12 protein-coding genes are annotated in these 13,326 nt (G+C 34.2%); 7 read left to right on the top strand and 5 right to left on the bottom strand.

The window, feature by feature from the left end:
- Positions 1-23 precede the first annotated feature (23 nt).
- The 3 genes from ACH6CY_RS04740 (at position 24) to ACH6CY_RS04730 (ending at position 2,772) form a co-directional block, all read left to right on the top strand.
- Entirely contained in the window at positions 24-1,025 is a 1,002-nt protein-coding gene (locus ACH6CY_RS04740) for a permease (RefSeq protein ID WP_374066118.1), read from the top strand.
- Positions 1,026-1,058: 33 nt separating this feature from the next.
- Complete coding sequence (locus ACH6CY_RS04735) at positions 1,059-1,289, top strand: thioredoxin family protein (RefSeq protein WP_374066117.1); 231 nt, start codon at positions 1,059-1,061, stop codon at positions 1,287-1,289.
- Positions 1,290-1,659: 370 nt separating this feature from the next.
- Positions 1,660-2,772, top strand: a complete 1,113-nt coding sequence (locus tag ACH6CY_RS04730) for an NAD(P)/FAD-dependent oxidoreductase (RefSeq protein WP_374066116.1) — start codon at positions 1,660-1,662, stop codon at positions 2,770-2,772.
- 661 nt (positions 2,773-3,433) lie between these two features.
- On the opposite strand, the gene ilvD is transcribed toward ACH6CY_RS04730, so the two are convergent.
- Together ilvD and fni are read right to left on the bottom strand one after the other, a co-directional pair.
- Entirely contained in the window at positions 3,434-5,116 is a 1,683-nt protein-coding gene (gene ilvD, locus ACH6CY_RS04725; RefSeq protein WP_374066115.1) for a dihydroxy-acid dehydratase, read from the bottom strand.
- 242 nt (positions 5,117-5,358) lie between these two features.
- The gene (fni, locus tag ACH6CY_RS04720) at positions 5,359-6,387 is read right to left on the bottom strand and encodes a type 2 isopentenyl-diphosphate Delta-isomerase (RefSeq protein ID WP_374066114.1); all 1,029 of its coding nucleotides are present in this window, start codon (positions 6,385-6,387) and stop codon (positions 5,359-5,361) included.
- Positions 6,388-7,772: 1,385 nt separating this feature from the next.
- On the opposite strand from fni, the gene ACH6CY_RS04715 reads away from it, so the two are divergent.
- A complete protein-coding gene (locus tag ACH6CY_RS04715) occupies positions 7,773-8,510 on the top strand; it encodes a hypothetical protein (RefSeq protein ID WP_374066113.1) in 738 nt (245 codons plus the stop codon).
- Positions 8,511-8,795: 285 nt separating this feature from the next.
- Here ACH6CY_RS04715 and ACH6CY_RS04710 read toward each other — a convergent pair whose 3' ends face one another.
- Complete coding sequence (locus ACH6CY_RS04710) at positions 8,796-8,930, bottom strand: hypothetical protein (protein ID WP_374066112.1); 135 nt, start codon at positions 8,928-8,930, stop codon at positions 8,796-8,798.
- A gap of 538 nt (positions 8,931-9,468) precedes the next feature.
- Between ACH6CY_RS04710 and pepT the strand changes: the two genes are divergently transcribed.
- Positions 9,469-10,707, top strand: coding sequence for a peptidase T (gene pepT / locus ACH6CY_RS04705; protein WP_374066111.1), 1,239 nt, complete (start codon positions 9,469-9,471; stop codon positions 10,705-10,707).
- Between the two features lie 249 nt (positions 10,708-10,956).
- Positions 10,957-11,391 carry a hypothetical protein gene (locus ACH6CY_RS04700; protein ID WP_374066110.1) on the top strand — a complete coding sequence of 145 codons (435 nt, stop codon included), beginning with the start codon at positions 10,957-10,959 and terminating at the stop codon, positions 11,389-11,391.
- Between the two features lie 25 nt (positions 11,392-11,416).
- Here the strand turns inward: ACH6CY_RS04700 and ACH6CY_RS04695 are convergent, their stop codons facing one another.
- Together ACH6CY_RS04695 and ACH6CY_RS04690 are read right to left on the bottom strand one after the other, a co-directional pair.
- Positions 11,417-12,211 (bottom strand): DUF4367 domain-containing protein, encoded by a 795-nt coding sequence (locus tag ACH6CY_RS04695; RefSeq protein WP_374066109.1) that lies wholly within the window; start codon positions 12,209-12,211, stop codon positions 11,417-11,419.
- Positions 12,211-12,786: an RNA polymerase sigma factor gene (locus tag ACH6CY_RS04690; protein WP_374066108.1), complete on the bottom strand. Its 576-nt coding sequence runs from the start codon at positions 12,784-12,786 to the stop codon at positions 12,211-12,213. The genes ACH6CY_RS04695 and ACH6CY_RS04690 overlap by 1 nt, the downstream gene beginning before the upstream one ends.
- A 378-nt stretch (positions 12,787-13,164) precedes the next feature.
- Here ACH6CY_RS04690 and ACH6CY_RS04685 point away from each other — a divergent pair, with 378 nt between their 5' ends.
- Positions 13,165-13,311, top strand: a complete 147-nt coding sequence (locus ACH6CY_RS04685; RefSeq protein ID WP_374066107.1) for a hypothetical protein — start codon at positions 13,165-13,167, stop codon at positions 13,309-13,311.
- Positions 13,312-13,326 lie beyond the last annotated feature (15 nt).

The following is a 13,326-nucleotide window of genomic DNA, read 5'->3' as shown; positions in this document are numbered from 1 at the left end:
ATTAAAAGAAAGAAGGCAATAAAATGTCACTATTTTCATGGTTAAACGATCAATTTCTTAGAATGGAATGGCTTTCAACTAGTATTCAATTATTAGTTGAAGAAATTTTTAATTTACCTATCAATGAAAGGCTAGGCGGAAGCATCCATTTCTTTGTTTATGATACGATTAAAATCTTTATTCTAATGTCCGTTTTGATTTTTGGTATTTCATATATTCAAAGCTACTTTCCACCAGAACGGACCAAAAAAATACTTGGAGGTATAAAAGGGGTAAAAGGAAATATATTCGGTGCGTTACTCGGTACGATTACTCCTTTTTGTAGTTGTTCTAGCATCCCTATTTTCATTGGTTTTACAACTGCCAGATTGCCATTGGGCATAACATTTTCCTTTTTAATATCATCTCCGATGGTTGATTTAGCGTCATTTTTATTACTGAGTTCTTTTTTTGGAGTTAAAATAGCTACTATTTATGTATTAGTCGGTCTCATCCTTGCTGTAATAGGTGGAACGATCATTGATAAATTGCAATTAGAAAAGCAGATACAATCCTTTGTTCTAGAAGGGGAGCATGTCGAAAGTGAGCTGGAGCAATTAACATACAAAGAAAGAATCCAATACTCAATAGATGAAGTAAAGGGAATATTCAGAAAAGTTTGGTACGCCATTCTTATCGGCGTAGGAATTGGCGCGTTAATTCATAATTGGATTCCACAATCCATAATTGAGGCTTTCATTGGGGAAGGCAATCCTTTTTCCGTTCTCATCGCTACTGTAATTGGCATTCCTATTTACGCTGATATATTTGGTACATTACCAATTGCTGAAGCTTTGTTTGGAAAAGGAGTAGAAGTTGGTACTATTCTAACATTTATGATGTCTGTTACAGCTCTATCCCTTCCATCTTTAATTATGTTAAGTAAAGTAGTTAAACCCAAATTATTAGCTACATTTATCACGATTATAACAATCGGGATTGTCATTATTGGCTACACATTTAATAGCTTAGATTTCCTATTTTAATAGGTGATTATAAATTTTAAGGAGATGTTTCATATGATTATTAAAGTATTAGGACCAGGCTGTTCAAATTGCAAAAGATTGAAGAATAACGTTGAAGTAGCTGTTAAAGAGCTTGAACTAAATGCTTCAATTGAAAAAGTAACTGATTTTAAAGAAATTACAAAGTATGGTGTAATGAGTACTCCTGCACTAGTCGTAGATGATGAAATAAAAGTAGCAGGTAAAGTTGCGAAAGTTGACGAGATAAAGGTACATCTTCAATAAAAGACGACAAAAAAACAGTCACCATATTGAACTGTGCCCCAATGGTTAGACACACCTAACCATTGGAAGTGCAGTTTTTTGTACCTAAGTTTGCGATAAACAGTATATTTCATTTTAATAACCCAACCTTTACAGTTAAACATTCTTTCAATCCTAAATAAAAAATGCAGTAACTACCGATTACAAGAGCTTAAAAAATATCAAACAAGAATGGTGATCATTTTAAAACTTGCTAATCACCATTATTTTTTGCAGACTAATAATTAAGATGTTATTCTATCTCGCATTATCGTTTATTCTAAGTAGTTGATTGTGATACATTGGTGTAATAGAAACACTTTGCTTGTAGCGGAAAAGGAGTCTATCAATTATGACAAAACATCTTATTATTGGTGCAGGAATACTAGGTGCGTCAACAGCATATCACTTAGCGGAAAAAGGTGTGGATGTAACGGTGATTGATCGGAAGCATGCTGGTCAAGCAACCGATGCTGCAGCTGGAATTGTCTGCCCTTGGTTATCACAGCGAAGAAATAAGTTGTGGTATTTTCTAGCTAAAGAAGGAGCTCGTTATTACCAAACGTTAATAAAAGAATTAACAAATGACGGTGAATTAGATACAGGCTACAAACAAGTCGGTGCCATTAGCATTAGGGAATCCGAAGAAAAACTAGATGCGATGCTCAAACGTGCAATGAAGCGAAGAGAAGATGCACCAGAGATCGGGGATTTAACTAAATTAACTGCCGATCAAGTAAAAGAAATGTTCCCACCTCTTAAAGAAGGAGTTGGAGCAATTCATGTCAGTGGAGCCGCTCGGGTGGATGGACGAAAACTTCGTAATGCATTAATACGTGCTGCAAAAAAACACGGAGCAAAATTCATTCAAGGAAATGCTACATTAAAAGAAGAAAAGCAACAAGTCTATGCGTTGATAGATGATCAACCTATGTTCGCAGATCGCATCATCATTACTGCTGGCGTATGGAGTAAACAACTTCTATCAACACTCGGTATCAATTTTTTAGTAGAAGCTCAAAAAGCACAAATTATGCACATGCAATTACCAAACACGGATACAAGTGAATGGCCAGTTGTTATGCCTCCGAGTGATCATTATTTAGTAGCTTATGATGATCAACGAGTTATAGCCGGCGCTACACATGAAAACAATCTAGGATTTGATCATCGTGTGACACCAATTGGCTTACAAGAAATTTTAAATAAATCACTTGATATTGCACCAGGATTAGCACAAAGTACTGTGCTTGAGACACGAGTAGGCTTTCGACCAAGTACACCGGGATTTTTACCAGTAATCGGACAAATCCCTGGATATGATCAATTATTTACAGCAAATGGACTAGGGTCGTCTGGCTTAACAACGGGGCCATTTCTTGGACAACAATTAGCAGATCTTGTTTTAGGAGAGACGATACATATTGATCCTAATAATTATCCTGTTGCAGGAGCAATCGAATAGATGTTTCTTATCGGACAATTGAGCGTTGATTTGCTATGTTAATAATCGATAAAACACATTTATCGTTCACTAGCGCTTTAATTAGATGTGTGAGTGGTCGATATAACCCATTTATCGAACACTCACGAGCTGTTTTACTACATGAATGAACGATATAATCCATTTATCAAACACTCACGAGCTATTTTACTACATGAATGAACGATATAATCCATTTATCGAACACTCACGAGCCATTTTACTACATGAATGAACGATATAATCCATTTATCAAACACTCACGAGCCATTTTACTACATGAATGAACGATATAATCCATTTATCGAACACTCGCGAGCTGTTTTACTACATGAATGAACGATATAATCCATTTATCGAACACTCACGAGCTGTTTTACTACATGAATGAACGATATAATCCATTTATCGAACACTCGCGAGCTATTTTACTACATGAATGAACGATATAATCCATTTATCGAACACTGGAGCTAAAATTAGCTACATAAGTGAACGATAAAACCCATTTCTCGTTCACTCTCATTATAAAAATGACTTATAATAACGAGATTTTATAATTTCCTAATGTATGAAATAATAATAAATAGATGTAGCGATTATACTACATCTATTTTTATTCATTTATTTTGATTTAAATAAACTAAACGTGAAAGTCGTCTGTTACTGCACCTTTTGAGGAACAAGACACATTATGTGCATACTTTCCTAATACACCTTTACTATACAATGGTGGTGCACTCCAGTTTTGTTTTCTTTGTTCAATCTCTTCTTCAGATACATCCATCGTAATTTCTTGAAGTTCTGAATCGATCGTAACAATGTCCCCTTCTTGCAAGTATGCAATTGATCCACCTACTTGCGCTTCTGGTGCAATATGACCTACTACCAATCCATGCGTCCCTCCGGAGAATCTTCCGTCCGTTAATAAGGCGACTTTTTCTCCAAGCCCTTTTCCGACTAAAATTGCTGAAATAGATAACATCTCAGGCATTCCAGGTCCACCTTTAGGTCCAACATTTCGAATAACGAGTACGTCTCCCTCATTAATTTCATTTTTCATTACAGCGTTGGTTGCTTTCGTTTCATTATCAAAAACTCGAGCAGGACCAGTGTGACGTTTTACTTTCACTCCTGACACTTTGGCTACCGCTCCGTTTGGCGCTAGATTACCTTTAAGGATAACTAGTGGGCCTGTTTCACGATATGGTTTCTCTAATGGCAAAATGATCTTCTGCCCTTCAGCTAAATCAGGTGCGTCTGCTAGATTCTCAGCGATTGTTTTGCCTGTTACCGTCAAACAATCTCCATGCAAATAACCATTTTCGTATAGCATTTTCATCACAGCTGGCACACCGCCAACTTTGTATAAGTCTTCCATTACATATTTTCCACTAGGCTTCAAATCGGCAAGATGCGGTACCTTCTTCTGAATACGATCAAAGTCATCCATGGATAGATCCACTTCAGCAGCATGTGCAATAGCCAATAGATGTAAGACAGCATTCGTAGAACCACCAAGTGCCATAACAACTGTAATTGCATTTTCAAATGCCTTTTTCGTTAAAATATGCTTTGGATAAATACCTTGCTCTAATAGTTTATAAACTGCTTCACCAGCAAGCTTCGTATCTTCATATTTGTCAGGAGATTCAGCAGGGTGTGAAGAGCTACCAGGCAAGCTCATACCTAATGCTTCTACAGCGGATGCCATTGTGTTAGCTGTGTACATTCCACCACAAGATCCTGCACCCGGACAAGCATGGCATTCTATACCGTGCAATTCTTCATCTGAGATATCACCATTATTATGTTTTCCTACGCCTTCAAAAACTGAAACGATATCTAACTTTTCACCGTTACGATACCCCGGTGCAATTGTTCCACCATATACAAACACAGCAGGGACATCGGAACGAGCAATCGAGATTAAACAACCAGGAATATTTTTATCGCAGCCACCAATGGCAACATAACCATCTAGGCTCTCTGCTCCAACAACTGTTTCAATGGAATCAGCAATTACATCACGACTTGGTAGGGAATAACGCATCCCTTCTGTTCCCATGGAAATACCATCTGATACCGTAATTGTATTAAAGATCAGTGGTACCCCGCCCGCTTGTCTCGCACCTTCTTTCGCTTGTTCTGCTAACTCATGTAAATGAATGTTACAAGGTGTTACTTCACTCCAAGTGCTTGCAACACCAATCATTGGCTTTTTGAAGTCTTCATCGGTTACCCCAACCGCACGTAGCATCGCTCTGTTTGGTGCGCGTTTAGGATCATCAAACACATTACTTTTAATTCTTAAATCTTTTGACATTACTCTCCCTCCAATTCTCTTTCTATTAACTATAATCCTTCACACGTATCTTTTCAATATATTTTCTATTTTCTGAAAATATATTTTATACTAATATTCATTGTTCAATAAATTGTAATTTATATCATGATTATTCTTTGTTCAACATCGCCATTCCTCTTTAAATTACTACGAATGAACAAAAACACCTTAAACTTTTATTGTATACTACAACAAAGTAAAGGTGTTTCGCTAATTGTTTTTTATGAAATAATCACTCGATTCGTTTGTTTCAGTTCATTTATATCCTGGACACCCAAAGCAAACATAGCCATTTGTAATTCTAATTCTCTCGTTTCCATTAAATCTAACAGCTTTTCCACTGACTCTGTTGACTCCCGTAAAATAGATCGTGCAAATCCAACCATATCAGCTCCGATAGCAATTGCTTTTGCTGCATCTAAGCCGGTCTTCATCCCACCACTTGCAATTACCGGGATATCGGTCACATGATCACGAACAGAGACAATACTTTCAACCGTTGGAATGCCCCAATCAACAAACGCTTCCGCTGCTTCTTTCTTGATTTTATCTTGTGAGCGCAACTTCTCTACTTGGCTCCAAGATGTGCCACCAGCTCCAGCTACATCAATAAATGCAATACCGGCATCTCGTAATTGGTTTGCTACCGTTCCGTCAATTCCCCAGCCAACTTCTTTTATCCCAACAGGAATATCTAGTTTTTCCACAAGTGTCTCTATCTTTCCTAAAAGATTAGAGAAATTTGTATCACCACCAGTTTGAATCACTTCTTGAATTGCGTTTAAGTGTAATACCAATAGATCAGCATCTGTAATCTCTATAATCTGCTGACACTTCTCTACCCCAAAACCATAATTTAATTGCACCGCACCTAAATTAGCAACAATCGGAACTGTTGGAGCATACTCTCTTATTTGAAAAGATGGTCTGTATTCCTCATTTTCTACTAAAGCGCGTGTTGATCCTAGCGCAAAAGTCCATCCCCTTTCTTCTGCCGCAATTGCTAAATTACGATTAATTGTTTCTGCTAGTTCCGCTCCACCAGTCATAGAACTAATTAGAAAAGGAGTTTTTCGTTTAAAACCAAGAAATGACTGGGCTAAAGATACATCATTAAAATCTATTTCTGGCAATGCATTGTGAACAAAACGTACCGATTCCATTCCTGTTGAAATAGTTTTTCCAGTTACTTGACCTGTTAGGCAAAGCTCAATGTGCTCTGCTTTTCGCTTATTAATTGAATCTGACATATTGAAGTCCCCTTTACTAATAACTATCTATTCTATGTTTGCAATAAATTCCTACACCTAATTATCCTAAACTTTACACAAGACAACCTTCAACTTTGAAAACTATAAACTCCTTGTCCTCTTTCTAATTAACTTTATCAATTATTGCTTTCGTTACCACAATAATACTATATGGAAGTAAAACAAACCAAGGATTTACTTCAGTAAAAATAATTAGCACATATACCAAACAGACAAATTTCACTAATATTCCTGGAAAAATTAATAGGATTAAATCATTTCGTTCATTGTAAATCACAGATCAAATGATTAAAAATAGAAGATATCCACAAGCCTCCTGATAGGGTTTCGATGTATACAATAAATGTGTCATGTACTGCGGTAATGATCGATTTTCACTCTTTTTAACACCATTTACAGAAAGATTAGTAACTTTTATCGATCCTCAGAAAAGATATATTTCATCATACTCGAGTCAATATTGAACTCTCTTAAAATATCTACATCTTTTCTACAATATTTAAGAATAAGTATGTCGTGTTTTTTCACACACAACAGTTTTGGTTTGTAATGCCATTCAAGAGTGTACTTTTGAAAAATTCTGTTACCCAACATTTTTTTACTCTACAAATACAACATAAGTAGTTTTGAAAAACTGGATAAACTTTAAGCTATTTTGATACAGTTAATCAAACTTCTCATTCTCCTTTTGGTCGTTATGTAAAAAATAGATAAAACAGGATTAAATACCTATATAATTAATATTTAATTACTCATATAATAAAATTGAATTAAACAAAATTTTCCTTCTATTAATTTTAAGGGATCTATTCTTGGTGATGCATGCAATGTTCATGTCTTATCAATTATCATTTAAAGAAAAGTTTTCAAGTGTAGTTGAGAACAAATGGTTTTGGTTAGTCTTTAACCTGTTTATACGCAACATGGTATTCCACACCTTTTTTATTTGAAGACGATTATACATCTTAATGACTCATAGATTATCATCGACAACACATATGTGAGTCTATCCCAAATAAGAGTCGCTGCCATCATCGGAATAAACAAAAGTGGCAAAACCACTTTATTGAATATGAATATAAACACCTTCAACCCGATTCAGGTCAAATTATACTAGACGAATTTAAACCAGGTAGTCGTGAATATAAACCAACACTTTTTTATTTTCTCGCTAATTTTCATTTATCGGGTTATATAACTGATAAAGCATATGCTCATTTTTTAAAGTTGATGTAGTACCAGTAACTAAAATTTCTCTTATCTATATATAAAGAAATGGGAGACTAAATGCTTTATGTATCAATAGTAAATCGAAATGAATCAGCAATTAAGATTTTTCTGAAAATTCTGTATATTATAAATTAATGAAAAAAGGAATTAATATGTTTAAAAGAAATAAAAAAATAATGATTTTTACACCTGCAATTGGATTTTTGCTAATGTTTTCTGTTTTATTTTTTACAGAGCCAGTATCAGCAGAAAAACTTAACGAGACAGTGGATAAGCCAATTGATTTAAATGAGATTAAGTATGACATTAATCAAAATTTAAATGAAGAACAAATCTCTGAAAGATTTCATCTAATTAATTCAAATTATCAAATTGGTGAAACTTTTTCACCAGAAGACACTGAATTCATTAGAGCATATGCTTTATCAACTACTGAATCAAGTGAAAATCCAGATGATATATCCACTTATGCAATAAGAATTGGATCTAGTAGAAGTGCTAGCTTTAACAAAAGCAAAAAGAAGTATGGGGTAACTGCTAAGATATCGGGTAAAGTTTACTCTAAGATAGGAATTTTAAATAATAGTTATAGAGGGAATTTTACAACAATAATTACCTCTGGAAGTGCAAAAAAAATAAAATATATTAGAAATACAGTAACTAACGCGGCTTATGGTCTAATAGGTGGGGGAGGAACCAAAATAGGCTTGGTGTATAATGGACAAAGAAAAGCTACCTCTGGCCCGAAAAAGAAAAAGTGGTCTATTGATAAAACCGCTAAATACACTGCCATCGGTGTTTTATATACTTATACTGATGCTTATACTGAAGTAAAAACAACGTCAGGTACGTTTACTTTGCATGCATTTTAAGGAGTGTGAAAAATGAGTAATTTTAGCTTAGTTGGTGCACTAATATCATTAGGGACAATCCTAATAATAGCATTTTTAATTTTAAAAGTCGTAAAAACTTTTAGAAATAAATAACTTATGTCTACTTAGTGTTAGTTTTTTACTTAATTCATAAATTCAGAGTGGAATGCCAACACTAAACTCCACAATTTTTTAAAGAAACATAATCCTTTAATTGCAATTTAAATGCAGCCCTTTTGTGAAATCATTATATCAGGTTTACTTGAAGTTAGTTGATTGTGTTACCTAGGCGACACAATCAACTAACTTCGCAAATTTTTCTGTCGATGTTTGATAATCTAATATTTTCGGCGGTAGTGTATTCATCCAGCTTTCGACACCGTCAATCAGCTCGTCAGTGTATGAATGTATTGGTTGCACTTTTTTAATAAAATTTCGAATAATACCGTTATCACGTTCACTCTTTCCACGGTATCAAAAATAGACCTCAATCTTAAACCCTTCCCCTTGTTCTGAAAGATGGATGAATGATGAGCTATCATATGCTGTAATGCTTTTAAAGACATTTTAGGGTATTCGGAAAAAATATCCTCTTGGGTTTGTAACTGCTAAAGCGGCTTTATTAAGAATACGCTTGATAATCTTATGACATGTCTTCCTTTCCACCAGCATTAGTAAAGCATCATCATTTGATTTGTAACATTCTACTTTGTCTATTTTCCAGTACCCAAATTCTTTTCTTGTTGGTAGAACTATTCAGCCTCATTGCTAAATCGATGTTTATTATCAATAGTATTCCTTCATTAATCCAGTTGTAAAGAGTCTTTGTTAAAGAAGTGTATTCAAAGAGATAACATTATGTTTCAAACAATCTATTTTTTTACTGAGTAGATTTTCGCGATTCAGTGAACCTATGCTAAAATAAATGTAATATTAACATATTGGAGATGAGTTGGTAATGAAGCAAGAAATAATTGATCGTTTTACGTCATACGTGAAAATTGATACACAGTCTGATGAATCAAATCCCAATTGTCCCTCTACCGAAGGGCAATGGACCTTAGCACATATACTTGAAAAAGAATTAAAAGCGATTGGTATGCAAGACGTGACAATTGATGAACACTGTTATCTAATGGCTACACTTCCATCAAATACAGAAAAAGTAGTGCCAACAATCGGGTTCTTAGCACATTTAGACACAGCAACTGACTTTACCGGCAAGGATGTTAAACCACAAATCATTAACGATTATGATGGGAAAGATATAATTTTACATAAAGAGCAATCTGTTGTCCTTAAAGTGCAAGATTACCCAGAGTTACACAATTATATCGGACATACATTAATTACAACAGATGGCACAACACTTCTCGGTGCAGATAACAAAGCAGGAATCGCAGAAATTATGACTGCAATGCAGTATCTAATCGATCATCCGGAAATTAAACGTGGAGAGATAAGGATTGCATTTACTCCAGACGAGGAAATTGGGCGTGGTCCGCATAAATTTGATGTGAAAAGGTTCGGGGCAGACTTTGCTTATACAGTCGATGGTGGACCTTTAGGTGAATTACAATATGAAAGTTTTAATGCGGCAGCGGCAAAAATCACTTTTAAAGGAAATAACGTACACCCTGGCACAGCCAAAAATAAAATGGTTCATGCTGTAAAAATAGCAATGGCTTTCCATGATCGTTTGCCAGCTAATGAAGCACCAGAATTCACTGATGGATATCAAGGTTTTTATCACCTACTTTCAATGGAAGGTGATGTAGAGACAGCACAACTCTATTACATCATCAGAGATCATGACAAACAAAAATTCATCTCAAAAAAATCCTTTATAGAAAAAACTGTTTTAGATTTTAATAAAAAGTACGGTTCAGATGCTGTTTCACTAGAGATGAAAGACCAATATTATAATATGAAAGAAAAAATTGAGCCGGTTCATGAAATTGTAGATATTGCATCAAGTGCAATGAAAAAACTAAATATAGCACCGATCATTCAACCTATTCGTGGAGGAACAGATGGATCACAGTTATCATTTAAAGGCTTACCAACGCCAAACCTATTTACTGGCGGAGAAAACTTTCATGGGAAATATGAATATATCTCTGTAGATGATATGGAAAAAGCCGTGCGAACTATTGTGGAGATCGGACGATTATTTGAACAAAAAGCTCAACTATGAAGAAAAAGAATTCTTTCTCAATCACATTAAAAAAGATGAAGCGTTTAACAACAACGCTTCATCTTTTTTAATGTGATCTGTTTGGTTATTTTAGAAATCCCTCATCTTCTTTCCTTAGTAACGGACCTTTAAAATGAAGCTGAAAGAATTTAATTACTATTTTTTCAAAAAAATGTTCGAAAACAGGAACTTTTTTACAGATTTACCTGTCTAATATGTAATGAAGTTATTAAAAGGGAGGAAATTTAAATGATGAAAAAAATAGTAGCTGTCACCGTTTTATTTATTGGGTTTTTACTACCAACGATTGTCACACATGCAGATGAGAATTCTTCTTCCAACAACGACATTACAGTAAACATACAAGCAATGAATAATATTAAATATACTACTAACACCGTCAGTCTCTCAGGATCAAATCTTTACTCTAGAAGTAGCTTAAATAGTACGCGAACTGTAGATACAGTTGGTTTACGTGTTTATCTTCAACGAAAAAATCGATCTTGGGGTAATACTTCCCAAAGTAGAGAGTACCTCAATTATAATGCTTCTTCTATTTCTAAAGTAACTCGATTCCAATTACTACGGGGTTACTTCTATCGTGTAAAGATTGTTCACTTTATTAAAAATAACGGTTCATATGAGAGTAAGATCACATATTCAAGTCCAGTAAACTTTAAATAAACTAAAAAAGCCCTATAGGGCTTTTTTAGCTTAAAGATTTTGCCATTGTGATTAATTCGTCTTTTTTTAAATTACCGGTGATTGATACTTCTGTACGCATCCTCATCCAAAGTAATGTTGTCGTTCCATCATCATAAGAAATAAGCGTAGCTTCTATCCCATCCAAATCAATTGTTTTTACCTGTGCAATGTCATTATTTACGGTGATACTACTAGAATAGAATTCTTCGTTCACTTTGCTTTGTTTAATCACAAAGTGGTTTCCTTTTCCACCATAATGTAAAAAAACATCCTCCAATGGTGTTCCTTCAAACGTTTTTCGAGTAACTCTATCTAATTGGTAGCCATCAGGTATTTTTCTAGGAGTTACAATTTTAAAGGAAGCTTCTTTTACTGCTTCTTCTAAACTCATATCTTTAACGATAGGATGAAGCTCTTTCGATTGCAATGACTTACCATAAGGTGGGGCTTTGGGTAGCTCTTCAATTGGTTTATCTGAAATTTGATTGCGAATTTCCGTTCGATCACCTTGATTTTCAACAAAGTAATTGGAAAACCAACCAAATGCTTCACCGTCCTTTAATTGCATAAAAAAAGAACCAATCACAAGAATGAGAAATAGACTTGCTATACTTAATATTTTTTTATTATATAGAAAAAAGGATTTTTGTTTTGGTTGTTCTTTTATTTCCGATTGAACTTGTTTCCATATATACTCTTTCATAGGTGCAATATTTGGCGCTTCATCGTATGCTTCTTTCACAACATGATAAAACATTTGATCATCTATAATATATTGTTTCTTCTTTTTATTACTCATTATACTTCACCACCAAAAAGATGTCCGCATGATTCATCCGCTTCAATCTGCATTCGTAGTTCTTTTTTTGCTCGGTGAATGCGAGATTTAATCGTTCCTTCTTTTAAATCTGTAAATTCACTAATCTCTTTATCTTTTAGCTCATGTATATATTTTAACATTAATACTTCTCGGTATTCTGGCTTTAACATTGCGATCTTTTCAGTAATAAATTCTTGTCTAAGCTTTTTTTCTATTGTTGCATCAAGGCTTGCAGATACTTCCTGCTTTGATTTAACATGTTCTAAAACAACGTCTTCTGTTGGGATCCCATTCCGAGCATTTTGTTTCCGAATTAAATCAATAGCTGTTCTTGTCGCAATCGTAGAAAGCCAAGCACCCATTTTTTCTTTATTCTCTAATCGATCCATATATTTAAATGCTTTAACAAATGTATCCTGAACTATGTCTTGTGCCAGATGTTGATCCTTTATAACAAAAAAAGCATCTCGAAAGACACGATCATAAAATAACTCATATATAAGACGGAACTCCTGCTCAGATAGTTCCGTTTTTTTCTTAAATCTTTTAAACATTCATTTATCACACCTTTACAACAACAGCGATATACTTTAACCATTATAACAAAATTCAGGGGAAAAGTTTACCATATATTTTTTTTGTTGCTCGTGTGAACTTTTTTCGGACACTCTAGTTTAAAAAACTATAGGATTTTTTCAACAATAAATGAACCATCTTCACGTTATTAATAAGTCATAACCCAAATTTAAATTATACACTTTTTTAATGCAAATGCACTTTCACACCCGGAGAAATTAAACATATAATAAAGCATGAAAAAGAATTTAAAAGAATTTATAGAATTATCTTTACTTATTCGTAATATTTGGTATTATATACTTGAATTCATTAATAAATGAAGGATTTTATACATTGAAAGGGGATAGTTGCGTATGTTATTGTCTTTATACTTCCTTTCGGTAATTTTAATTACTTTCAAAGTAATTTCTTTTATCGACAAACTAACAACACGTAACAGAAAGAAAACATTTATGGATGCTGATCCTACACAACCCGTTCTTGCTTTTCCAGAAAACTAATCCTTTAATAAAGAA

Origin of the sequence: Paraliobacillus sp. JSM ZJ581, from assembly GCF_044383835.1 — a bacterium.
Taxonomy (GTDB): Bacteria; Bacillota; Bacilli; order Bacillales; family Amphibacillaceae; genus Paraliobacillus.
This window is presented reverse-complemented; position numbering and strand designations above follow the sequence as displayed.

Bases quoted from the DNA above. Each gene is read 5' to 3' on its own strand.
- fni (WP_374066114.1), bottom strand. From the start codon at position 6,387: ATGTCAGATTCAATTAATAAGCGAAAAGCAGAGCACATTGAGCTTTGC.
- ACH6CY_RS04700 (WP_374066110.1), top strand. From the start codon at position 10,957: ATGATGAAAAAAATAGTAGCTGTCACCGTTTTATTTATTGGGTTTTTA.
- ACH6CY_RS04735 (WP_374066117.1), top strand. From the start codon at position 1,059: ATGATTATTAAAGTATTAGGACCAGGCTGTTCAAATTGCAAAAGATTG.
- ACH6CY_RS04685 (WP_374066107.1), top strand. From the start codon at position 13,165: ATGTTATTGTCTTTATACTTCCTTTCGGTAATTTTAATTACTTTCAAA.
- ACH6CY_RS04715 (WP_374066113.1), top strand. From the start codon at position 7,773: ATGAAAAAAGGAATTAATATGTTTAAAAGAAATAAAAAAATAATGATT.
- ACH6CY_RS04690 (WP_374066108.1), bottom strand. From the start codon at position 12,786: ATGTTTAAAAGATTTAAGAAAAAAACGGAACTATCTGAGCAGGAGTTC.
- pepT (WP_374066111.1), top strand. From the start codon at position 9,469: ATGAAGCAAGAAATAATTGATCGTTTTACGTCATACGTGAAAATTGAT.
- ilvD (WP_374066115.1), bottom strand. From the start codon at position 5,116: ATGTCAAAAGATTTAAGAATTAAAAGTAATGTGTTTGATGATCCTAAA.
- ACH6CY_RS04695 (WP_374066109.1), bottom strand. From the start codon at position 12,211: ATGAGTAATAAAAAGAAGAAACAATATATTATAGATGATCAAATGTTT.
- ACH6CY_RS04740 (WP_374066118.1), top strand. From the start codon at position 24: ATGTCACTATTTTCATGGTTAAACGATCAATTTCTTAGAATGGAATGG.
- ACH6CY_RS04730 (WP_374066116.1), top strand. From the start codon at position 1,660: ATGACAAAACATCTTATTATTGGTGCAGGAATACTAGGTGCGTCAACA.